General features: G+C 59.7%; 23 protein-coding genes. 10 read left to right on the top strand and 13 right to left on the bottom strand.

The annotated features are described in order from the left end of the window. The first annotated feature begins 71 nt into the window (after positions 1-71). From GZH91_RS09260 to GZH91_RS09285, 6 genes are read left to right on the top strand one after another with little or no spacing between them, the layout of a single operon-like run. Entirely contained in the window at positions 72-1067 is a 996-nt protein-coding gene (locus GZH91_RS09260; RefSeq protein WP_198415279.1) for an AAA family ATPase, read from the top strand. Further along, complete coding sequence (locus GZH91_RS09265; RefSeq protein WP_147073532.1) at positions 1064-2056, top strand: DUF58 domain-containing protein; 993 nt, start codon at positions 1064-1066, stop codon at positions 2054-2056. The genes GZH91_RS09260 and GZH91_RS09265 overlap by 4 nt, the downstream gene beginning before the upstream one ends. Continuing rightward, positions 2056-2547, top strand: a complete 492-nt coding sequence (locus tag GZH91_RS09270; protein WP_161984231.1) for a DUF4381 domain-containing protein — start codon at positions 2056-2058, stop codon at positions 2545-2547. Before GZH91_RS09265 ends, GZH91_RS09270 begins: the two co-directional genes overlap by 1 nt. Next, positions 2544-3530, top strand: a complete 987-nt coding sequence (locus GZH91_RS09275; protein WP_147073528.1) for a vWA domain-containing protein — start codon at positions 2544-2546, stop codon at positions 3528-3530. Before GZH91_RS09270 ends, GZH91_RS09275 begins: the two co-directional genes overlap by 4 nt. A 4-nt stretch (positions 3531-3534) precedes the next feature. After that, positions 3535-5403, top strand: a complete 1869-nt coding sequence (locus tag GZH91_RS09280) for a VWA domain-containing protein (RefSeq protein ID WP_232522167.1) — start codon at positions 3535-3537, stop codon at positions 5401-5403. Further along, entirely contained in the window at positions 5397-7139 is a 1743-nt protein-coding gene (locus GZH91_RS09285) for a BatD family protein (protein ID WP_147073524.1), read from the top strand. Before GZH91_RS09280 ends, GZH91_RS09285 begins: the two co-directional genes overlap by 7 nt. Positions 7140-7204: 65 nt before the next feature. Here GZH91_RS09285 and GZH91_RS09290 read toward each other — a convergent pair whose 3' ends face one another. From GZH91_RS09290 to GZH91_RS09325, 9 genes are all read right to left on the bottom strand, one after another. Further along, positions 7205-7519, bottom strand: coding sequence for a hypothetical protein (locus GZH91_RS09290; RefSeq protein WP_147073522.1), 315 nt, complete (start codon positions 7517-7519; stop codon positions 7205-7207). Between the two features lie 29 nt (positions 7520-7548). Then, complete coding sequence (locus GZH91_RS09295) at positions 7549-7947, bottom strand: hypothetical protein (protein ID WP_147073520.1); 399 nt, start codon at positions 7945-7947, stop codon at positions 7549-7551. A gap of 97 nt (positions 7948-8044) precedes the next feature. Then, positions 8045-8392 carry a HigA family addiction module antitoxin gene (locus tag GZH91_RS09300; protein WP_147073518.1) on the bottom strand — a complete coding sequence of 116 codons (348 nt, stop codon included), beginning with the start codon at positions 8390-8392 and terminating at the stop codon, positions 8045-8047. Between the two features lie 12 nt (positions 8393-8404). Next, positions 8405-8686: a type II toxin-antitoxin system RelE/ParE family toxin gene (locus tag GZH91_RS09305; protein ID WP_147073516.1), complete on the bottom strand. Its 282-nt coding sequence runs from the start codon at positions 8684-8686 to the stop codon at positions 8405-8407. Between the two features lie 65 nt (positions 8687-8751). After that, on the bottom strand, positions 8752-9423 hold the full coding sequence (locus GZH91_RS09310; RefSeq protein WP_198415280.1) for a tyrosine-type recombinase/integrase: 672 nt from the start codon (positions 9421-9423) through the stop codon (positions 8752-8754). Positions 9424-9449: 26 nt separating this feature from the next. Then, positions 9450-9698 (bottom strand): Arm DNA-binding domain-containing protein, encoded by a 249-nt coding sequence (locus GZH91_RS17810; protein WP_198415281.1) that lies wholly within the window; start codon positions 9696-9698, stop codon positions 9450-9452. Positions 9699-9834: 136 nt separating this feature from the next. Then, entirely contained in the window at positions 9835-10908 is a 1074-nt protein-coding gene (locus tag GZH91_RS09315) for a transglutaminase-like domain-containing protein (protein WP_147073515.1), read from the bottom strand. 157 nt (positions 10909-11065) lie between these two features. Continuing rightward, positions 11066-11437 carry a VOC family protein gene (locus tag GZH91_RS09320; RefSeq protein ID WP_147073513.1) on the bottom strand — a complete coding sequence of 124 codons (372 nt, stop codon included), beginning with the start codon at positions 11435-11437 and terminating at the stop codon, positions 11066-11068. Continuing rightward, entirely contained in the window at positions 11434-12336 is a 903-nt protein-coding gene (locus GZH91_RS09325) for a DMT family transporter (protein ID WP_147073511.1), read from the bottom strand. The genes GZH91_RS09320 and GZH91_RS09325 overlap by 4 nt, the downstream gene beginning before the upstream one ends. A gap of 31 nt (positions 12337-12367) precedes the next feature. On the opposite strand from GZH91_RS09325, the gene dapC reads away from it, so the two are divergent. From dapC to GZH91_RS09345, 4 genes are all read left to right on the top strand, one after another. Continuing rightward, entirely contained in the window at positions 12368-13558 is a 1191-nt protein-coding gene (gene dapC, locus GZH91_RS09330) for a succinyldiaminopimelate transaminase (RefSeq protein WP_147073509.1), read from the top strand. 30 nt (positions 13559-13588) lie between these two features. Then, positions 13589-14410, top strand: a complete 822-nt coding sequence (gene dapD / locus GZH91_RS09335) for a 2,3,4,5-tetrahydropyridine-2,6-dicarboxylate N-succinyltransferase (RefSeq protein WP_147073507.1) — start codon at positions 13589-13591, stop codon at positions 14408-14410. 639 nt (positions 14411-15049) lie between these two features. After that, positions 15050-15331 carry a type II toxin-antitoxin system RelE/ParE family toxin gene (locus GZH91_RS09340; protein ID WP_223264572.1) on the top strand — a complete coding sequence of 94 codons (282 nt, stop codon included), beginning with the start codon at positions 15050-15052 and terminating at the stop codon, positions 15329-15331. Then, entirely contained in the window at positions 15328-15615 is a 288-nt protein-coding gene (locus tag GZH91_RS09345) for a helix-turn-helix domain-containing protein (protein ID WP_147073506.1), read from the top strand. Before GZH91_RS09340 ends, GZH91_RS09345 begins: the two co-directional genes overlap by 4 nt. Positions 15616-15688: 73 nt before the next feature. Here the strand turns inward: GZH91_RS09345 and GZH91_RS09350 are convergent, their stop codons facing one another. From GZH91_RS09350 to tadA, 4 genes are all read right to left on the bottom strand, one after another. Further along, positions 15689-16330, bottom strand: coding sequence for a 4'-phosphopantetheinyl transferase family protein (locus GZH91_RS09350; protein ID WP_147073504.1), 642 nt, complete (start codon positions 16328-16330; stop codon positions 15689-15691). After that, the gene (locus tag GZH91_RS09355; RefSeq protein ID WP_147073502.1) at positions 16327-20307 is read right to left on the bottom strand and encodes a Pls/PosA family non-ribosomal peptide synthetase; all 3981 of its coding nucleotides are present in this window, start codon (positions 20305-20307) and stop codon (positions 16327-16329) included. Before GZH91_RS09355 ends, GZH91_RS09350 begins: the two co-directional genes overlap by 4 nt. 70 nt (positions 20308-20377) lie before the next feature. Then, complete coding sequence (locus GZH91_RS09360) at positions 20378-20875, bottom strand: L,D-transpeptidase (RefSeq protein ID WP_147073500.1); 498 nt, start codon at positions 20873-20875, stop codon at positions 20378-20380. After that, complete coding sequence (gene tadA, locus GZH91_RS09365; protein WP_147073498.1) at positions 20872-21336, bottom strand: tRNA adenosine(34) deaminase TadA; 465 nt, start codon at positions 21334-21336, stop codon at positions 20872-20874. The genes GZH91_RS09360 and tadA overlap by 4 nt, the downstream gene beginning before the upstream one ends. Positions 21337-21339 lie beyond the last annotated feature (3 nt).

Genomic DNA, 21339 nt, shown 5'->3' on the forward strand with positions numbered 1-21339 from the left:
ATTCCACCGGATGGTTACGGAACTATCTAAAACGTCATGAGTCCTCGTATCCATGGAATCGATCATCAATAATGGACACCATCGCCATGACGGGAAATTCGCCGGCGCAACAAGCGTTTCAGTTGCTGAAACAACATATTTCGCAACACATCATTGGCCAGGAAGTGCTTGTCGAGCGGCTCCTGATAGCGCTTCTGGCCGATGGCCACCTGTTGGTCGAAGGCGCGCCGGGTCTTGCCAAGACGCGCGCCATCAAGGTTTTGAGCGAGGGCATCGACGGCGATTTTCACCGCGTACAGTTCACACCGGATCTGTTACCCGCCGATCTTACCGGCACCGATATTTTTCGTCCACAGGATGGTTCTTTCCAGTTCCAGCGCGGCCCGCTGTTCCACAACCTGGTACTGGCCGACGAGGTGAACCGGGCGCCGGCCAAGGTGCAGTCGGCGCTGCTCGAGGCCATGGCGGAGCGACAGATCACCGTTGGCACCACGACGTATCCACTGCCGAAACTGTTTCTGGTCATGGCCACCCAGAACCCCATTGAGCAGGAGGGAACCTACCCGCTTCCGGAAGCTCAGCTCGACCGTTTCCTGCTGCACGTAAAGGTCGATTATCCCAAAGCCGAGGCCGAGCGGCAGATACTGCAACTGGCCCGTGACGAAGCGTCGCAACAGATTCGCAATACGGCGCCGGCTGTGGCCAGACTTGGCCAGGAAATCCTGCTTGCCGCGCGCCAGGAGGTGCTGGAGGTCTACATGGCCGACAACCTGGAGCGTTACCTGGTCGAGATTATTCTTGCCACCCGCGACCCATCATCCTACAACCCCGCTCTGGGCAGCTGGGTGCAATGGGGCGCCAGTCCGCGCGCCACGATTGCCCTCGACCGTTGCGCGCGCGCCCATGCCTGGCTGGCAGGGCGCAATTATGTGGGACCGGAAGATATTCAGGCCCTGGCTTTTGATGTGCTGCGCCATCGCGTGCTGCTGAGCTATGAGGCGGAGGCAGAAGGTCACACCCCTGACCACTTTATCGAGAAACTGGTCGACCTGATCCCGGTGCCATGATTCCCCCATTCGGGCACAGCAGGCCCTTCTACACCCGCCCGGCTTCCGTGCCGGCAGACCTGCCGAATCAGGACGATGGCGTGGTACGGATAAGTTTGTCCTCCCTGATCGCCCTGCATCACGCCGCCGAATCGCTGCCGCTCAAACCTGGGCGGATTCGTTCGCCTGTCAGCGGCGGCTACCGTTCCCCTTTCAAGGGGCGCGGCATGGAGTTCGATGAGGTGCGCCCCTACATGCAGGGCGACGATGTGCGCAGTCTCGATTGGCGCGTGACCGCGCGTACCGGCCGTCCGCATACCAAGCTGTTTCGCGAGGAACGCGAGCGTGCCGTGCTGCTCTGGGTTGACTTGCGCCACGCCATGTTTTTTGCCACCAAGGGCGCGTTCAAGGCGGTGCGTGCGGCCCAGGCGGCTGCCCTGCTGGGGTGGCGTGCCGTGGCTCAGAGTGACCGGCTCGGCGCCCTGCTGTTCTCCGAGGAGACGCATATCGAGCTGCGCCCCAGGCGCGGCAAAGCGGCCTTGCTGCATGTGCTGAGCCGCATCGCCGATCACCCGGCCTGGCAGCACCGGGCTGCCGGCAGCGATGCGCTGGCGGCAGCCAGTGCGCTGAACCAGACGCTGGTGCGTCTGCGCCGGGTGGCACAGCCGGGCAGCCTGATCATCCTGCTGAGCGATTTTGCCTACATCAATGGCCAGGGGAGCGCGCATCTGGGCCAGCTAGCCCGCCATAACGATCTCATTCTCGCCGACATCCACGACCCGCTGGAGGCCGAGCTGCCTCCGCCAGGACATTATCGGGTGAGCGACGGCGAGCGGTTCCTGACCCTGGCGACCGAAGACCCGCATTTACGCGAGCGCTATCGCCAGGGTTTTATCAGGCGACAGACCGCGCTGCAGCAGCTATGTCGCCGATATGGCATGACCCTGCTGCCGCTGACCACCTCCGCAGACCCGCTGGCTGCGCTTCAGCAGGGATTGGGGCTGCGCTGATGAATCCGGCGTTGAGCCAGTTGCGCGATATACACCTGCCTGCGCGCATCTCCTGGTGGCCGCCGGCACTGGGATGGTGGCTGCTGGCTGCAGCCATCCTGCTGATAGCGCTTGCGCTGTATGGCTTGCATCGCCACCGTCGCCGGAACCACTGGCGCCGTTTTGCATTGAGTGAACTGAGCCGCCTGCGCGAACTGCATGAGACGCAGCAATCCGCACCCTGCGCCCTGGTCAGCGAACTGTCGATCCTGCTGCGCCGGGTGGCGGTCAGCCGCTTTCCCCGCGCGGAGGTGGCGGCGCTCAACGGTGACGCGTGGCTTGCTTTTCTCGATCACAGCCTGGGTGAAGGCGCTGCTTTTCAGTCGCACGCCGGGCGTCTGTTGACCACCGTTCCGTATCGTCCGGATGCGGCCATCGATCCGGGTTCCCTGCGTGCTTTATTGGCACTGGGCGAACGCTGGCTGAAGAAGCTGCCGCGAGGCAAAAAATGATCCACTTCGAGTGGCCGTGGCTTTTTCTCATTTTGCCGCTGCCGCTTTTGCTGCGTCTCTCGCTGCCACGTGCCGATGAAATCAGGGAGGCCGCGTTGCGCGTACCCGGCCTTGATCCTTTTGCCATGGAAAGCGCTGCGAAACCCGGCAGGCTGGCGCAGCGACGCGGCCGGGCATGGCTCGGCGCCCTGGCATGGTTGCTATTGGTTACGGCTGCGGCACGCCCGGTCTGGCTCGGTGATCCCATCGACTTGCCGGTCAGCGGGCGCGACCTGATGCTGGCGGTGGACCTCTCCGGCAGTATGCAAACCCCTGATTTTGCCATTCATGGACAACGTGTGAGCCGCCTCGACGCCATCAAGGAGATTGCCGGCGACTTCATAGACCGGCGCGTCGGCGATCGCATCGGATTGATCCTGTTCGGCACGCAGGCTTATTTGCAAACCCCGCTGACTTTCGACCGCAAGACCGTACACACGCTGCTTGACGAGGCCGCCATCGGTCTGGCCGGTGAACAAACGGCTATCGGCGACGCCATCGGCCTGGCGGTAAAACGCTTGCGGGAACGTCCGCATGGCAACAAGGTCCTGATATTGCTGACCGATGGCGTCAGCAACGCCGGCGCGGTGACACCGCTCAAGGCGGCAGAGCTGGCTGCCCAGGAGGGGGTCACCATCTACACCATCGGCATCGGCGCCGATGAGATGCAGATTCCTTCGCTGTTCGGCATGCAAAGCGTCAACCCTTCCGGCGACCTCGATGAAGATACGCTGCGCGCCATCGCCAAGGCGACCGGTGGACGCTATTTTCGTGCCCGTGACACCGAACAGTTGAACCAGATATATACCATCCTGGATAAACTGCAGCCGGTCGATCAGGAGAAACAGACCTTTCGCCCGCACACCACGCTGTTCTACTGGCCGTTGGCCATCAGCCTGCTTCTTGCAGGGCTGCTTCTGCTTCCGAATGCGGGAAGGAGATGAGGCCATGGGCATGATTGCGACATTTCACTTTTTGCGGCCCGTCTGGCTGCTCGCCCTGCTCCCGCTGGCCGCACTGCTCTGGCTGATGTGGCGCCGGCGCCTGGTCAGTCGCAGCTGGCAGCGCGTGGTGGAGCCGCGGCTACTGGCCCATCTCCTGATCGGAAAAAATGCCCGCCAAGGCCCTTGGGTCCTGTTCGTCGTCGGCCTCGGCGGCCTGCTGGCAATCCTCGCTCTGGCCGGCCCGGCATGGCAGAAACTGGCGCAGCCGGTATTTCGCCAGCAGTCGGCACTGGTTGTGCTGCTCGACCTGTCCCGTTCGATGGATGCCACCGATATCAAACCCAGCCGCCTGCAACGGGCACAACTGAAATTACGCGATATCCTCAACCAGCAAAAGGAAGGCGAAACGGCGCTGATCGTCTACGCCGCCACCCCCTTTGTGGTCAGCCCGCTGACCACTGATGCCAAGACCATCGTCAGTCAGATCGATAGCCTTACCACCGGCCTGATGCCGGCGCAGGGTTCACGCCCCGATCGCGCGATCAGCCTGGCGCAGAAACTGCTGGACCAGGCCGGCGCCACCCACGGCGGTGTGCTGCTGATCACAGATGGCCTCAACGGCAGTGAGTCGAACTCACTTGAGGCTGCAATCAGCCATCTGGTCAAGGCCGGGCACCGGTTATCGGTATTGGGCGTCGGCACCACTGAAGGCGCGCCCATTCCCGATCCCCATGGCGGATTTTTCGAGAGCGATGACGGTGCCATTGTCATTCCCAGGCTGGACGATGCCAGCCTCGAAGCGCTTGCACGCCAGGGTCACGGTGTCTATCGGCGCCTGAGCACCGATGACAGCGATTTCCGCGCCCTGCTGGCGCCATTCAAGCGCACGCTTGACCCGCAACAGGGTGAAAAGGCCGATGGCCTGATGAGCGATCAGTGGCGCGACGAAGGACCCTGGCTGCTGCTGCCGCTGCTGCTGCTCGGCGCCCTCGCCTTTCGTCGCGGCTATCTTGTTGTGTTGCTGCTGATCATCCTGCCGCAGACGCATCCGGCCTATGCGTCCGGATGGAGCAGCCTGTGGCTGCGCGACGACCAGCGTGGGCAGCAAGCCATGGATGCCAAACAGCCGCAACTGGCTGCCAGACTTTTTCATGATCCCGAGTGGCGTGCTGCTGCCGAATATCGGGCTGGAAATTACCAGGCAGTGCTGGATAGCCTGAAGGGAATCGACACGGCCCAGACTGATTACAATCGCGGCAATGCGCTGGCACAACTGGGGCGCCTGCCCGAGGCAATGCGCGCCTATGATGAAGCATTGAAACGTGACCCCGGGCTCGACGATGCCCGTTATAACCGCACTCTGGTCGAAGAATTATTGAAAAAACAGCAGCAAAAAAAGCAGCAACACGCCAGCAATCAGCAGCAAGCTTCAAAAAACGGGCAACAGGGAAAGTCCGCCGGGCAATCGCAGCAGACATCGCCGCAATCGCGGCAAGGCAATCAACCGCCCAATCAGAAATCCGATCAAGCTACGCACAGCCAGGGCAATACTGGCAAGCAGAAGCCAGATGTCGGACATCAACAGAACGATGCCGCTGAGCAGCCGGGGGTTCAACCTCAGGACCAGGCAACTCAAAAGCAAAACCATGGTCACCCACAGCCGCTACCGCAAGCGGCAGATCAGCATTCAGCGCTGCCAGGCAGCACGCAAGCGGCGGTTGATGCGCAGGCGCAACGCAAGCAATTGCAGCAGGCAGACGAGCAATGGCTGCGGCGTATTCCCGACGATCCCGGCGGCTTGTGGCGGCGCAAGTTTCTCTATCAGTACAAACAGCAGCCGCAATTCCAGAAGAGTGAAAAACAGCCATGGTAAAAGCTCGTTTTAATCAGTTTCTGATTCTCCTGATCACGGCGCTGGGTGTGCTGTGCTCGACCCAGTCGTCGGCCTCGTTACAGGTCCAGGTTGACCGCAACCCCGTCGCCGTGAACGAATCGTTCAACCTCACGCTGCAAAGCACTGACAGCAGCAGCGGGGAGCCGGACCTGAGCGCGCTGAAGCGGGACTTCGATGTGCTCGGACAGAGCAAAAGCAGCAGTTTCCAGATCATTAATGGTCAGGTCACCCACAATACCCAGTGGCAGATCAGCCTCACCCCGAAACATGCCGGACAACTGCAGATTCCTGCAATCCCTGTAGGGGGACAGTCCAGCCCACCGCTCAGTCTTACCGTGACGGCTGCAAATCAGGCGGACACCGCGCAACAGGGCAAGAATCTGTTTCTCGAAGTCAGCGCAGAACCGCAGACGGTTCATGTGCAGCAGCAGATCATCTTTACCGTACGTCTGTATAGTGCGCTCAGCCTGGGCGACGGCAGCAGTCTGAGCGACCCCGAATTCCCGAATATGGATGCGGTGGTCGAACGGCTGGGCAGCGATCATCCGTTCCAGGTCGTCCGCAATGGGCAAGCCTATTCGGTGATTGAACGACGCTACGCTGTTTTTCCGCAACAGAGCGGGCAATTCAGCAGTGCTCCGGTCGTCTTCGACGGTAGTGTCGTGGAAGCAAGTCAGGGTGGCGCTGGCTTCATGTTTAACCCTTTCAACCAGAGCACGCGTCACCTGCGTTTGCGTTCCAAAACCATCGCGTTCTCGGTTAAACCGGTCCCTCCTGGCTTCGACAGTAGCCAATGGCTTCCGGCCAGCAAACTGCAACTGGCGGAACAATGGTCGGAGAATCCGCCCAAATTCACCGTTGGCGAGCCGATCACCCGCACGCTGACGATCACGGCGAACGGCCTGACAGCCTCTCAACTGCCAGCGCTCGATAGCAGCAAAATTGATGGTCTCAAGCTCTACCCGGACCAACCCACGCTTAAAGACAACCAGGATGGCAACGGCATCATCGGCACCCGCGAGCAGAAGATTGCCTTCATCCCCACACGCCCCGGCAATGTCACCCTGCCGGCCATCGAGATCAAATGGTGGAACGTCAATACGGATAAACGGGAAGTGGCGCGTTTGCCCGCCCGCAGCATCACTATCCTCCCCGGCAGCCAGAATCAGATATCCACACCGCCACCCACCATCCCAACAACTGAAGTGCCTGCGCCAGCAATCCTAGCCACGCACGCCTCCCAAGCTGCTGGCGCCGCCATCGCAACCGTTTCTCCCGGCTGGTGGCCGTGGCTATCGCTTTTACTCGGTACGGGCTGGCTTCTTACGGTTCTCGCCTGGTGGTGGCAGGCACGCAAAAAATCTTCGCAAACCGGGGTAAATACCGCGCATGAAGAAAGCCTCAGTCAGCTGGAAAAACAATTCAAAAAAGCTTGCCTGGCAAACGATGCGTCCCAAGCAAAAACGCAACTGCTTGCATGGGCAAAACAACGATGGCGCCAGCCCTCCCCTGCCAGCCTCACCGCCCTGGCACGCCTGTGCGAGCCTGCGCTGGGCGACGCACTGGTGCAACTGGATCGCGCCCTCTATGCGAAGACGCAGGCGCACTGGCAAGGAGAACCCTTGTGGCAGCTATTCAGGCATCACAAACCTAAGGATGTCCGGATTAAAACCGAAAAAGATTCCTCTCTGGAGCCCTTGTACAGGAGCTCATGACAAAAGGGTGCCAACCTCGGCCTGAGCCAACTGTTAACAAGGTTCAATTCAGTAGCGATGCCACTTCAGGCGGCCAATTCCTCATGCGTTATTGCGGCCTCGGGTACCCGACCGGCAAACCTTCTTGGAGACCCGCAGGTTAAATCGTCTCGGATATATTCCGCCAGCACCATCAAAACCCCTTTCACCTTTGGCGACATATCGCCCGCGGCCTTTTTTATGAGCGCCATAGCATCATCCAATGAGTTCCAGTATTGCTCCTGATCCGGCCAGTAACCATCGGGGTGCAAAATCAGATGCATTTTATTTAGCGCATCAACACAGGCCCGCGCGCTCTCAATTCTGATTTGTTCGACAGAATGTAAATTCTCAGCAGTCATGATTTGCTCCTCGAATGTGGTGGGTATGGTTACGCTGCGGCCACTGACTTTTTAGCCAGCTCCTGCAAGGTAAATTCAAGGCCGCTCTGTGTTTCCTGTAGAAATTGAGCCTCAATTGCCAAGTGCGAAAGTAAGCTACCCAGGCTCCGCATGTCGCTGGAGCTGGTCTCCCCCAAAGCTTCGTTATCGGCGGCTGCAAAAATAATCCTGCCGAGAGTGTCTAATCCTCGCATCAAGGTTTCGTTTGCATTCCCGGCATGTCGCGTCGCTGCTGCTGCAATTAACCGACTCTCTGCTGTTGGTATTTGCTTTGAAAAAGCGGAAAAATGTTCAGGTAGTTTGCGCAGCAAGTGCCCAAGCTCATAAGGCGCACGTTCGATGTTAGTGAAATAAGGATTAGCGGTAATGTTAGAATCTGTATCAGCCATGATGTAAAGCTCCTGTTTACGTTGTGGCCAGGCTGGTTTGATGTGTTCGCATCTCTCCAGCCGCTTTGCCTGAAATCGTCAGGCGGCGGTTAAACTCTTATGCCGCCAGCGGTGACACCTCCTTGTCGATCCGCTCCCCGAGTTCCAATTCTGCGGTTTCCAGATCGTACTGAGCCTGGAGATTCATCCAGGTTTGCGCATCCATGCCAAACAGTTTGGCCAACCGTAAGGCGGTATCTGCCGTGATTGCGCGGTTGCCGGCGCAAATCTCATCGACGCGCCGCTGCTGCACATTGATCAGCTTTGCAACCTTGTAACGGGTAATGCCCATGGGTTCAATAAAATCATTCATCAGCACATCTCCGGGATGTACGGGCGCGAGCCGCTTTCCGGTAGCCACGGCGCGAAAGTCCATTTTGTCTAAATCTTTGCGATCAATACTCATTTTGTTACCTCGTCAGTGATAATCAACAATCTCCGCCTCGAACGCATGACCATCACGCCATGTGAAACAGATACGCCACTGGTCATTGATGCGAATGCTCCATTGTCCTGCGCGGTCGCCCTTAAGCTGTTCCAGACGGTTGCCGGGTGGCACGCGCAGGCTTTCCAGCATTGCCGCCGAGTCAATCAGTTTCAACTTTCTCCGGGCCGTAGCCTGGATGGTCTTGGGCAGCTTCCGCACCTCAAAGCCATGGAAGATTGCGGCGGTCTGCTTGTCAGCGAAAGTCTGAATCATGGTTTATGATATTGAACAGCGTTAGTATTGTAAAGCGTTATTATTGGTTGATCTTTGTTTCCGCATCATGCGGCGCTTACCAGCCGCACCACGTTACCCGCGCCCGCACAGTAACGCCCCCATGTGTCCATGAGCTCCCTGCGGCGCTCGAACAGGTCGCTGCGCATATACGCGGCCTCGGTCTTGTCCTGATTGCTGTGTGCCAGTGCGGCCTCCATAACGGCGCGGGGGATAGACGTTTGCTCAGCGCCCCAGTCGCGGAATGATGATCTGAACCCGTGAACGGTGACGCCATCGGCAACGGTGCGCAGCGTCTTGTTGACTGCGACATCGGACAATAAGCCGCCACGCGTACCTGGAAATACCAGCTCTGTGCCTGCCATGCGCCATTGTTGCATCGTGGTAAGTATCTCAACTGCCTCGGCACACAGAGGGACACGGTGTTCTTTTCCTGCCTTCATCCGGCTGGCCGGAATCGTCCAGACTTTCGCGTCCAGGTCTATCTCGGCCCATGTTGCGCCGCGTGCATCGCCCGAACGAACCGCCGTCAGGATGGTAAAGCGCAGCGCATAGGCCGACACGAAAGCCTTGCCACGCAATGCGGACATGATGCGCGGTACATCGGTATAAGGTGCGGCGGGGTGGTGGATGCGCTTATAGACCTTTGTCGGTGCAGGCAGCACCTTGTCCATGACGCCTTTCCAGCGCGCAGGGTTGCGGCGGTCCTTGAACGTCATCGCCGTCGCGTCAGGCTTAACCCGTATCACGTCAGCAGGGTCGGTGCCATCAGATACTGACCGGCGCATCTGCTCTGCCTTATCGCGTGCCTCAGCCAGCGTCCGGGTATGTGTCGCGCCATGCCGATCTTGCGCACCTTGCCTGCCTGCTTGTATCTGAACACCCACGATCTGGCGTTGCCCTTCACTCTCAAGTAAAGATTGCCGCCGTCCGCATGATTGCCGTCGCCCAAGGTATCAATCTGACGCGCAGATAAAAGCTTGATTGAAGCCATTTGTTCTTACCCTTGTTCTTACCCGCTAACCCGGATTGTTAGCAAACTTTGGCGAACGTGTGCGGCTTTTAATATCTATGAAGGCTACCGTTTATAAGGTTTCTTGTGGATTTATGCGGAATGTGGCGAACGTGGGTTAAGCGGCTAACTCCTCCGCCGTGATGCGGTAGCTGAACTGGTCTGGCATGAGTTGCTCGCGCGGAATGCCGGCCAGTTCCGCGTACGGGTACATCAGGTAGTTGATGGGATTGGCTGCCGCCTTGGGTAGGAGGGAAAAATCTCGCGCATGATTGAACGCTACCCAGTTCATTTCCCAGTAACCGAACAGCTTTGCGCGCAGTGCAGCGATTTTTGGATCGTCAAGCGGCAGTTTCTCCTCCAATACGGCTTTTCTCACATCTGCCGGGTCTACCGGTACCCAGCCGTACCCGGCCAGGTAGAACTCAGCCCGGCAGTGCTGGGCACGGGTGACATCGCCGGTTTTACCCAGGCTTTTGAACTGCCTGGATTCAGCTACACGGATGCCGAAAACATCCCGTGCGGGAATACCCGATGCCCGCGCCAGGCCGACGAACAGTGAACTGATGTCAGCGCACTTGCCGCCGAGATTGCCGGTTTCCAGCATGGTTTTGAGGTCGCCGAGACCACAGCCTTGCGTTTTTGGGTCGCGAAAGCTGTTGTCCACTACCCACTCGTAAATGGCGCGCGCTTTTTCCAGAGGGGTGTAGGCACCCTGGGTGGCTTTGCGCGCAGTGTCGAGCACGATGCCGTCCACCGGGATGTGTCGACTGGGTTTAAGGAAAGCTTGCACAGCAGGCGGCAAGGTGCCCTTGAAATCGGTCGCCAAAAATTTGGCCGATACGCTGCGATCCACGGTACGCGCCAGGCAGGAGACGCTGAGTTGTCGCGGCTTGCTGTCTTGCCATAATGTATGGTTATAGCTGGCGTCGGCACGCGTATCGACAATGATCCGATTGGAATCAGCTTCGCCGACGCTTTCGACGTTGCCTGCCTGTTGCCATCCGTCCACCGCGGTTTCTGGCAGGGGGAGCCAAAGGCTGGCAGGCGTGCCCTCGGTGGGCAGATTGATCTGGTAGGTAAGGCGGAAGGTGCGCCAGTTCCGGGCAGGTTCAGCAACGCTCAAGCGGGAGGAAATGAGGGTTAGGGAGGAGCCGGCAGTGGCCAGCTTAATGAAATCACGGCGTTTCATGAACTTCTCCTGATGGACGTTGGTGCAGCTGTGATACAGCGGATAATTGTTCCAGCTTCAACGTTGAGTTTTACTTGCCTGTTAGCCGCTCCGCAGAAACTGATCTTACAGTGGATGCCATCGTCCCGACACCGGCAAAATTCGGCGCCGCAACCGGTCAGATCTCCACAAACTCCAGCGCATTCCCATCCGGGTCGCGGCAAAACAGCGCGGGCCGGCCAGACTGGCTGGAAGTATAAGCCACACCCGCGTGGTCGAAGCGCGCTTTGAGTTGGGCAATATCCGTTACGGCCAGCGCGATATGGCGGTCGCGTCCCCCATGCTCTGGACGCGCCAGGCCGGCCTCCGGGTTGGGCAGGCGTAGCAAATGTATCTGGCACGCGCCGATGTCATACCAGACTCCCGCAAAACGCATCTCCGGACGCTGGGGGCTGGCACTCAGGCCCAGCACGCCTTCGTAAAAAGCCCGCGCACGGGCAAGGTCCTCAACCAGTAAAGAAGCGTGCAACAGGCGCGTAACGATCGTCATACGGCTTCCTGGTGTTCCATCTGGCCGGAAAACAGGCTGGCGGCAACAATCATCGCCGCGCCCAGCCATTCCTTGCCGTGCAGCAATTCACCAGCCAGATAATAGGCAGACAGCGCCGCCACCACCAGTTCAAACAGCAGAATCACAATGGCGCGGTTGGCAGACACATGAATCAGCCCATACTGAATGGACAGGGTGACGCCCAGCATGGCCAGGGCCACCACAACCAGTCCGCCCCATACCATCGGGCCAAGGCTGGCCAGGCCATCAAAAGAGCCCGGCCTGAGCAACAGCAACGGCAATGAAATCAGCGTTGCGCCCAGCCATACACCGAGTGATTTGGCCTCGATGCTGATGTGCCGGGCGCGGCGCGACAATACGTTGGTCAGGGCAAAACTAAAACCGGCAGAGAGCCCCATCCATTCTGCCCAATTCGCCGGCAGCGGCAAACGCCCGTCCGGCTGCCACAGCATGACCACGGCACCGCACAGCGACAGCAGCATGATGAGGTAACCCACGCGCCCCAGGCGTTCGCCCAGAATCAGCCGCGAGAACACAATGGTCCACAATGGCGCGAGGTAAAACAGCAGCATCACGCGCATGATCTCGCCGTCGATCACCGCCAGCACGTAGGCGATATTGGTCCAGCCGGAACTGAGCACGATCGCCAGCCACAGCCACACGCTGCCGCTCAGGGTGCGCAAGGCCTTGAAATAAAACGGCACGCCGATCAGCAGCGCCAGCCCATAGGTGATGAACGACGCCATCAGCCCGGACACCCCCGCCGCGCTCAGCAAGCGGTAGGGATACCAGATCAGCCCCCACAGGGTGGCGCTGGCAAGCAGGGCGAATACCGGCAAAACCGGGTTTTTGTTTGAGTGCTGTAGCGTGTGCTGCATTATAATTGCGCTTTTTCCATCGTTTGCGGCCATGAACCCATACCTCGACCGCCTCCAGCCTTATCCGTTCCAGAAATTACGCGAGCTGTTTAGCGGCATCACGCCGAACCCGCAATATACGCCAGTCAATCTTTCCATCGGCGAGCCCAGGCATGCCACGCCACAGTTTATCAAGGATGCGCTGATTGCCAACCTGGACGGACTGGCGAATTATCCGCTGACCGCCGGCGTGGAACCGTTGCGCCATGCGATTTCCGCCTGGATTGCGCGTCGTTACGGCATTCCCGCGCCCGATGCCGGCACCCAGGTATTGCCGGTGAACGGCAGTCGCGAGGCGCTGTTTGCGTTTGCGCAGACGGTGATCAACCCGTGCTTCGCCAGCCCGGTGGTGATTTCGCCCAACCCGTTTTACCAGATTTACGAAGGCGCGGCACTGCTGGCCGGCGCGCAGCCGCATTATCTGCCCACGCTGCCGGAAAACGGCTACCGCATGGATTTTGCCAGCGTGCCGGAAACCGTGCTGGCGCGCACCCAGCTGGTCTATGTGTGCTCGCCCGGCAACCCCACCGGCCGGGTGATGGACCGGGACGAATGGCGCGCATTGTTTGAATTGTCCGACCGCCACGGTTTCATCATCGCCGCCGACGAGTGCTATTCGGAAATCTACTTTGACGAAGCCCTGCCCCCGCTGGGCGCGCTCCAGGCCGCGCAGCAACTGGGGCGCAGCGACTACAAGAATCTGCTGGTGTTCTCCAGCCTGTCCAAGCGCTCCAACGTGCCGGGGATGCGTTCCGGTTTCGTCGCGGGCGATGCGGCGCTGCTCGCCAAATTCCTACTGTACCGCACCTACCACGGCTCGGCGATGTCGCCGACTGTACAAATGGCCAGCGCGGCGGCGTGGAACGATGAGGCCCACGTGGTCGAGAACCGCCGCCTGTACGCGGGAAAATTCGCCGCCGTGCAACCGCTGCTGGCGCAAGTGATGCAGGCCCCGATGCCCGATGCCGCATTCTACCTGTGGGCGCGTGTACCGGGCGGCGACGATACCGCCTTCGCCCGCGACCTGTACCGCGATTACCATGTCACGGTGCTGCCGGGCTCGTACCTGGCGCGCGATTTTGCCGGGGTGAATCCGGGCAAGGGTTTCATCCGCATTGCCCTGGTCGCCGCGCTGGCCGAGTGCGTGGACGCTGCGCAAAGAATTAATAAATTACTTGAATAACACACTTCAACCAATTAAAAGGAAATAAAAATGACAGAAACACAGCAACTTATCGAAGCAGCCTTCGAACGCCGTGCCGACATCAACCCGCGCAACGCCGATGCCAAACTCAAGGACGCCGTCGCCCACGTGATTGAAGAACTCGACAAGGGCCGCCTGCGCGTCGCCAGCAAGGAAAACGGCGAATGGGTCACCCACCAGTGGCTGAAAAAAGCCGTGCTGCTGTCGTTCCGCCTGGAAGACAACTACTTCATCAAGGGCGGCTTCACCAACTATTTCGACAAAGTGCCGTCCAAATTCGCCGACTACAACAGTCGCGACTTCCGCGACGGCGGCTTCCGCGTGGTGCCGCCTGCCGCCGCACGGCGTGGATCATTCATCGGTAAAAACGTGGTGCTGATGCCCTCCTACGTCAACATCGGCGCGTATGTCGACGAAGGCACCATGGTCGACACCTGGGCCACCGTCGGCTCCTGCGCCCAGATCGGCAAGAACGTCCACCTGTCCGGCGGCGTCGGCATCGGCGGCGTGCTCGAACCGGTGCAGGCCAGCCCCACCATCATTGGTGACAACTGCTTCATCGGCGCCCGCTCCGAAGTGGTCGAAGGCGTGATCGTCGAGGACAACGTGGTGATTTCCATGGGCGTGTACATCGGCCAGAGCACCAAGATCTACGACCGCGAAACCGGCGAAGTCATCTATGGCCGCGTTCCCGCCGGCTCGGTGGTGGTGAGCGGCAACCTGCCCGCCAAGGACGGCAGCTACAGTCTCTACTGCGCGGTGATTGTGAAGAAGGTGGACGAAAAGACGCGCAGCAAGGTGGGGATTAATGAGTTGCTGCGCGGGATTTAAGGCGGATAGATTTTGGCGGGGTACCCGGACGATATTTGCTGGGGATGATCGTGCCGGACCCCATTCATTGCATTGACGGCAGATATTGCGGATATACAAATCGGATATGTTAAAAAATGTGAAATGGGTCGTCCTCGCACGGTCCCTGTTACTCGGTATTCCACTGCTAATAGGTCTAGTGAATTCGACGCAAGCCCAATGGGTCGGGGAAACGCGGAAAGCTCAGAATATCCTCGCGACTATCTCGGCCGCTCACCACCTAACGGTTTGGGGGGGCATCGTGAAAAATAAGATTACTTTCAGACAAGGCATGATTGAGGTTATTGCCCAGCCCATACCAAGCCAATCGCTTGACACTGGGGACACTGCTCTGGATATTTTCTTCGATACTCACCCGCCTGCGGCCCTCACGCCCATTTTTTTGTGCCTGTTCAAATCTAATCAGAATTTCTGTGAGAAGTAATCGCAGTAGCCATTCGGGCTGACCGGGCCGACGACCGGCCTGTCGGTTGGTTGCTTTACTCCTACGCGCTCCCTTGTGGTTTTGTATCAAAAATGGTACATTTTCCGCATGAGCCAAAAACCTATCCTCGACGTCCGGTTCTTCAGAACTGAAGCTGGTGCGGAGCCCGTCCGGGATTGGTTGCGGACACTATCAGCCACGGACAAAAAAGCGATTGGCGAGGACATCAAGACGGTGCAGTTTGGCTGGCCACCGGGGATGCCTTTGGTAAGCCACGTGGATGTAGCATTTGGGAAGTGCGAACGCGTCTGGATGGCAGAATTGCCAGAACGCTGTTCGTGACAGAAGGCGGGGTGATGATCCTGCTGCACGCCTTCATCAAAAAACAGCAGAAAATACCCAAGCCAGAGTTGAACCTCGCACAAGAGCGATTGAAACAGTTAAGGAGACAGAAATGAGTAATGCACACGTTGGTAGCGCCTTTGATGACTTCCTTGCCGAAGAGGCGATGCTTGATGAAGCGACGGCAGTCGCCGTGAAGCGGGTGATCGCCTGGCAAATCGAGCAGGAGATGGCCGCTCAGAAACTGACCAAAACGGCGATGGCCAAAAAAATGCACACCAGCCGGGCTGCACTGAATCGCTTATTGGATGAAACGGACACCAGCCTCACGCTCACCACACTGGCGAGCGCGGCAGCGGCTTTGGGTAAACAGATGCGCTTCGAACTGAGCGGGACTTAACCAATGTCATCCAAAGTCTCGTTATAGCCACCCATTAATATCATCCGCTCCAATTACGAAAATCAAATACACTCTAAACAGCCACAGCAACCAGCCATCCTGTTTCCAGGCGATCATGCCAAACGCGGGCACTTCGATTTCCGCTCGCCTCCCCCGCTTCCGCCAGCCCCAGGCCAAGCCGTTTACCCATTGCTTCCAATGCCGTCCATAGCTCGAAAAACCGCTTCCGTTTAGCCGATCCGCTCAATTGCTTCAGCGCCTTGCAGTCTTGGGAGCTGAAATACAGCGCGGCGACATCGTCCATCTCGGGCAATTCGCGCACCTGCTCGATATCCACCCCCACCGGGCGGTTGCGGCACAGCGCGATGGCGCACCAGCCGTCGCGGCGCGCGAGGCTGAAATGCATCTGACTGGTGTGAGGTGGGGCGAGGATGGGTTTGCCGTGGTCTTGCAGGGCATAGGCGATGGCGGCAGGAGCGCAGCCGAGGTAGTGACTGAGCACGGCGCGCAGCAGGACGTGCGAGGCAGTGAAGTGGTGGGCGGCGACGGTGTTGCCATAAGCCGTTGCGCGCTGGCGTTTACCGGCGTCAAGGCAGTCTTTGGGTATGTCTTGCGGGAGCCGGACTGCGCAGTATTCCGCCCCGCCCGTCAGCTTCGGCAGGGTTTCCGGAGTGAGTCCGAAATGAGCGAGCAGCGCGGCACTATCTGTCGTCAAGCGGCTTCTTTCTGCGCCGGGGCACCGACCCAGCGGGTGTCTTGCGGCAGGGTTTCGCCTTTCATCATCAGGGACAGTGCGCCGAGGCTGGAGCCGGGCTCCATCACGGTATCGTAGAGCACGACGCCGCTCTCTCCCACAGCGCAGCCATCACCCACACGGACGTGGGACATTTTCATGATGCGGTCTTCAAACAGGTGCGTTTGCAGCGACACGTCATGCGAAATGACGGCGTCGTTGCCGATGTGCACCAGGTCGAATTCGGTGAAGAAAGTGGTGGCGATGAAGGCGCGCTTGCCGACCTTGACGCCGAACAGCCTCAATATCCAGCCTGCAAACGGGGTGCCCAGCAGCGACGCGAGCAACAATGGTGCGACGGTATTTTCATACAGGCCGGTGACGAATTCGGAGCGGCGTACAAAGTGGCTCCACAGCGGCGCAACGCGTGGCCTGTAGGTTCCCACCATGAGCCATTTGACCGCGGCGGCAAACAGGGTGACGGCGACCACGACGGCGATGGATACCAGCGGCAGCAGCGCCAGTACCACCGGCAAATCGTAAGCATCATCCAGCCAGGCCTGAGCCTGCAGCACCACGGCGACGGCACCAAAGGATAGCGCGGCAGGCAGGATAATCCGCAGCAGTTCGTAGCCATAGCGCATGGCGACCTGGCGACGGCTGGGGCGATAGGTATCGGTTTCGCTAAAGCCTTCCACCATCTGCCGGCGCGGCAGGAAGAAACTGGGCAAGCCGACCCAGGCGCTGCCCGCCGGCATGGACTGGCGCGGTGGGGTAGACAGCACGCCGATCAGGCAGCCGTCCGGCACCATCGCACCCACCGGCAGCGCGGCGGCATTGCCGATGAAGGCACGCGCGCCCACCTGTACCGGTTGCAGCGTGACGTGACCATGATGTACGCGTGCCGCGCCGACCGAAACCTGGTCGGCGAGGAAGGTTTCTTCACCGATTTCGAGCAGGTCGGGGGTGATATTGGAGACGGTGGAAATTTCTGCGCGCGCACCGATTTTGGCACCCAGCATGCGCAGGAACGGCGGCAGATAGAGCGTGGCGTACAGTGCCTGGTTGAACAGCAGGCTGGTTTCGGCGAGTTTGTCCACCAGCCATTTGCGCAAATAAAAGGCGGATTCGACCGGGTACACGCCCGCCTCCAGCTTGGGCAGGATCAGGCGTTTTAGTGCCACCACCAGTGCAGACAAGGTGATTACATACAGCAGGCCTGCAGGCAGTAGCGCCACCAGATAGCCGGCAACACCCGCCTGATGCGTCAGATACAGGATCAGTGCCAGTCCCGGCACGATCGCCAGCGCGGGCACCAGCGGCAGCACGGCGAAAGCGGCGATCCAGTAACCGGCAAGCATGGACCAGCCTGGCAAGGGTCTGGCTGGGCGTGCCTGGGAGCCATTCAGCAAGGTTGCGGACAGGCCCACCGGGCGTGCAGGCGAGCCCTCCCACGCCTCATTTGCGGGAATCATCACCCCGCCGGGGAGCAGCGATTTTTCCAGCAGGGCTGCATTGTCGCCGATCTGCGTATGAATGCCGACCACGGCCTGGCTGCCGACATGACTGCCTGCACCCAGGGCTATCGGCCCCAGCTCCAGGCGCCCGTCGCGCACGGCATAGCCCAGCAACTGGGCGTTGTGGTTGACACTCGCCTCCGCGCCGATTTCCAGCATGTCAAAGGCAACTATCTGCTGGGTACCGATGTGGCTGTGTTTGCCGACCTTGGCACCCATCAGGCGCAGATACAAACGCATCAGCGGAGAACCGGCGATGAGGTGAAGGGGTACCAGTGCCGCCACCCGCCCCGTCAGCCAGAAGCGGAAATAATAGCTGCCCCATAGCGGGTAGCTGCCTGCGCGGTAGCGGCCAATGACCAGCCATTTCACCGCCGCCGCCAGCAGGATGATGAGTACCGGATAAGTCAGCGCGATGAGACTCACCGTGCCCAGCAAGCCCAGCGCCTGCATCAGGCCGTTTTCAGTGAGGATGATGCCCCCCACCGTGGCCAGCATCAGCGCAGGCAGGAAGAACAGCAAATACAGCGCAAACGCCTGCCCTGTGCCGGTCAGGAGATGACGCAGATTGCGCAGCCAGTTGGATGCGGCGGCGTGCGCAGACGGCAACACGCTGGCCTGTGGACGTGCCTTGGCCAGATAGTGTGCCAATTGCTGCACGGTGGGATGGGCGTAGAGATCGGACAGGCTGACATGCGTCATGCCCGGTTGCTTGCGCAGCTGCGACACGGCCAGCGCGGCAAACAGCGAATGCCCGCCGAGGTCGAGGAAGAAATCATCCACAGCAGACACTTGCGCCACACCCAGCACTGCGCCCCAGACGCTGGCGATGGCGGTTTCCAGCGCACCTTGCGGTGCGACTTTCTGGCCGCTGGCAATCAGGCGGTGAAAGCCGGGCCTGGGCAGCGCACTGCGGTTGATCTTGCCACTGGGCAGCGTCGGCAGATCGCCCACGATCTCGAAATACGCCGGGATCATGTAGGCGGGTAAATCCTGGCGCAACAGCATCGCCACGGCCTTGTGGTCGATCCCGCTGCTGGCTTTGGGCACGACGTAGGCGACCAGTTCTTCGATGCCGTCGTCCTGCCTGGCGACGGTCACGGCGGCGGCCTGGATGTCGGATGCGCGCAGCAGCACCGATTCGATCTCGCCCAGCTCGATACGGTAGCCGCGCAGCTTCACCTGCAGATCGGCACGCCCCAGGTATTCGATTTCGCCTTCCTGGTTGAGCCGTCCCAGATCACCGCTGCGGTAGAGCCGCTCCGGTTCCCGCGCTAACGGGTTGGACAGAAAGCGTTCAGCGGTGAGCTGGGGGCGATTGGTATAGCCGCGCGCCACGCCCACGCCGCCGATGTAGATCTCGCCAATGGCGCCATCCGGCACCGGCTGCATCGCTTCGTCCAGCAAATAAATCGTGTAGGTGGGCAGCGCGCGGCCGATGGTCACCGGCCTGTTTGGGGAAAGTTCCGCCCAGGTGGCCGACGCGGTGGCCTCGGTCGGGCCGTAGGTATTGATAAAGCGCAGGCCCGGGCGCGACCAGCGTTTGACCAGATGCGGCGGGCACGCCTCGCCGCCGACGTTGATGAAACGCAGCGTGGGAATATTTTTATCGATCAGGGACAGCAGCGTGGGCACGGTGCACAGCACCGTCACTTGCTGCGCGTTGAGAAAATCCGCCAGACGATCGCCCAGCGCCGCTTCCTTGTCCGCCGGGCCGGCAATGAGCGTGGCGCCGGCGTTGAAAGTTGTCCAGATTTCCTCGATGGAAAAATCAAAGGAGATGGACAGCCCCTGATACACGCGGTCTTGCGGCACGATGCCGTAAATCCCGGTGGCGACCTGGATGAAATTCACTGCGCTGCGATGCTCGACCTCCACCCCCTTGGGTTTGCCGGTGGAGCCTGAGGTATAGATGATGTAGCACAGCATGCGCTCCGGATTGTCCGGAAGCTTGCTGGGCGGGCGCGTGGCAGGCAGCGCCCGCAGATGATCGGTTTCCTTATCGAGCAGCAGATATGCGCAAGGCAGGTCAGCCAATAACTGTGCGTAACGCGAGTGGCTGACCAGCAGGCTGAATGCGGCATCCTCCGCGATATAGGCAATACGCTCGGCCGGGAAGCTTGCGTCCAGCGGCACGTAAGCGGCACCCAGCTTGAGGATGGCAATCACTGTGGTATAGGTTTCCAGCGAGCGCTCCAGCAGCACGCCCACCTTGTCGCCCGCCGCTACTCCCGCACTGTGCAGGCGCCAGGCCATGCGGTTGGCGCGCCAGTCCAGCTCAAGGTAGGTGTAATCAACCCCTTCGCATACCAGTGCTGTCCGATCCGGTGTGGCATCGACCGTATTTTCAAACAGCTGGTGCAGGCAGTCGGCGCGTTGCTCTTGAGGATGAAAAAATTTTTCTGAAACATCGGATGTTGCCTGCAAAGCCTGCAAATTCATTTGTCGCTACCTGGGGTTGGATTGGCACAGCTATTAACGTGCCAGCACCGCTGGGGTTTACACAACAGCGTTAAATAACGATCTGTGTGTCGCCATGTATCAATACCGGCGTCCCTACTGGTATGCGTTCAAACAAATCCGCCACATCGGCATTGCTCATGCGGATACAGCCATGCGAGCCCGGCACACCCATCGGCTGGTCATCCGGTGTGCCATGGATGTAGATATAACGGCGCATGGTGTCCACGTTGCCCAGACGGTTAAAACCCGGCTCCTTGCCGGATAGCCAGAGTATCCGGGTCAGTATCCAGTCGCGCCCGGGGAATTGCGCTGCCAGTTCCGGTGTCCACACTTCTCCGGTCGGGCGGCGCCCCACGAATACCGAGCCGGGTGGCAGATGCGCGCCGATTTTGGCGCGCACCACGTGCCGCCCGCGCGGGGTCCGGTAGCTGCCGGATTGTTCCCCTGCCCCTTTGGCCGCTGTGGAAACCCTGTAACGCTTGACCAGTTGATCTGCGTCGTCCAGCAGATCGAGTGTTTGTCCGGCGATGGATATGTCGATTTTCATGCCTGTTTTGCCGCCTGTCGCCGTTCGGCGAAAAAGTCCGACAACATTATCCCGCATTCTGCAGCCAGCACACCACCGGTCACGCCGGCGTGGTGATTGAGCCGGGTTTCCGCAAACAGATTCAGCACGCTGCCAGCCGCACCCGTTTTGAGGTCTGCCGCACCGAATACCACGCGTGCCACGCGCGCGTGCATGATCGCCCCGGCGCACATCGCACAGGGCTCCAGCGTGACATACAAGCTCACACCTGGCAGACGATAGTTGCCAAGGCGCTGCGCCGCATCGCGCAACGCCATCATCTCGGCATGGGCGGAGGGATCATGGCGTGAAATCGGCGCGTTAAAACCATGTCCGACAATGACGCCATCCAGCACCACGACCGCACCCACCGGCACCTCGCCGGCATTCCAGGCCTGACGCGCCAGTTGCAAAGCCTCGCGCATGTAAAATTCATCATTCATAGC

Origin of the sequence: Sulfuriferula plumbiphila, assembly GCF_009938015.1 — a bacterium.
GTDB classification, from domain to species: Bacteria; Pseudomonadota; Gammaproteobacteria; order Burkholderiales; family Sulfuriferulaceae; genus Sulfuriferula; species Sulfuriferula plumbiphila.

What these genes read in the sequence shown, in the direction of transcription:
- GZH91_RS09260 (WP_198415279.1), top strand. Translation starts at nt 72, where the DNA reads ATGGACACCATCGCCATGACGGGAAATTCGCCGGCGCAACAAGCGTTT.
- GZH91_RS09265 (WP_147073532.1), top strand. Translation starts at nt 1,064, where the DNA reads ATGATTCCCCCATTCGGGCACAGCAGGCCCTTCTACACCCGCCCGGCT.
- GZH91_RS09270 (WP_161984231.1), top strand. Translation starts at nt 2,056, where the DNA reads ATGAATCCGGCGTTGAGCCAGTTGCGCGATATACACCTGCCTGCGCGC.
- GZH91_RS09275 (WP_147073528.1), top strand. Translation starts at nt 2,544, where the DNA reads ATGATCCACTTCGAGTGGCCGTGGCTTTTTCTCATTTTGCCGCTGCCG.
- GZH91_RS09280 (WP_232522167.1), top strand. Translation starts at nt 3,535, where the DNA reads ATGGGCATGATTGCGACATTTCACTTTTTGCGGCCCGTCTGGCTGCTC.
- GZH91_RS09285 (WP_147073524.1), top strand. Translation starts at nt 5,397, where the DNA reads ATGGTAAAAGCTCGTTTTAATCAGTTTCTGATTCTCCTGATCACGGCG.
- GZH91_RS09290 (WP_147073522.1), bottom strand. Translation starts at nt 7,519, where the DNA reads ATGACTGCTGAGAATTTACATTCTGTCGAACAAATCAGAATTGAGAGC.
- GZH91_RS09295 (WP_147073520.1), bottom strand. Translation starts at nt 7,947, where the DNA reads ATGGCTGATACAGATTCTAACATTACCGCTAATCCTTATTTCACTAAC.
- GZH91_RS09300 (WP_147073518.1), bottom strand. Translation starts at nt 8,392, where the DNA reads ATGAGTATTGATCGCAAAGATTTAGACAAAATGGACTTTCGCGCCGTG.
- GZH91_RS09305 (WP_147073516.1), bottom strand. Translation starts at nt 8,686, where the DNA reads ATGATTCAGACTTTCGCTGACAAGCAGACCGCCGCAATCTTCCATGGC.
- GZH91_RS09310 (WP_198415280.1), bottom strand. Translation starts at nt 9,423, where the DNA reads ATGACGTTCAAGGACCGCCGCAACCCTGCGCGCTGGAAAGGCGTCATG.
- GZH91_RS17810 (WP_198415281.1), bottom strand. Translation starts at nt 9,698, where the DNA reads ATGGCTTCAATCAAGCTTTTATCTGCGCGTCAGATTGATACCTTGGGC.
- GZH91_RS09315 (WP_147073515.1), bottom strand. Translation starts at nt 10,908, where the DNA reads ATGAAACGCCGTGATTTCATTAAGCTGGCCACTGCCGGCTCCTCCCTA.
- GZH91_RS09320 (WP_147073513.1), bottom strand. Translation starts at nt 11,437, where the DNA reads ATGACGATCGTTACGCGCCTGTTGCACGCTTCTTTACTGGTTGAGGAC.
- GZH91_RS09325 (WP_147073511.1), bottom strand. Translation starts at nt 12,336, where the DNA reads ATGCAGCACACGCTACAGCACTCAAACAAAAACCCGGTTTTGCCGGTA.
- dapC (WP_147073509.1), top strand. Translation starts at nt 12,368, where the DNA reads ATGAACCCATACCTCGACCGCCTCCAGCCTTATCCGTTCCAGAAATTA.
- dapD (WP_147073507.1), top strand. Translation starts at nt 13,589, where the DNA reads ATGACAGAAACACAGCAACTTATCGAAGCAGCCTTCGAACGCCGTGCC.
- GZH91_RS09345 (WP_147073506.1), top strand. Translation starts at nt 15,328, where the DNA reads ATGAGTAATGCACACGTTGGTAGCGCCTTTGATGACTTCCTTGCCGAA.
- GZH91_RS09355 (WP_147073502.1), bottom strand. Translation starts at nt 20,307, where the DNA reads ATGAATTTGCAGGCTTTGCAGGCAACATCCGATGTTTCAGAAAAATTT.
- GZH91_RS09360 (WP_147073500.1), bottom strand. Translation starts at nt 20,875, where the DNA reads ATGAAAATCGACATATCCATCGCCGGACAAACACTCGATCTGCTGGAC.
- tadA (WP_147073498.1), bottom strand. Translation starts at nt 21,336, where the DNA reads ATGAATGATGAATTTTACATGCGCGAGGCTTTGCAACTGGCGCGTCAG.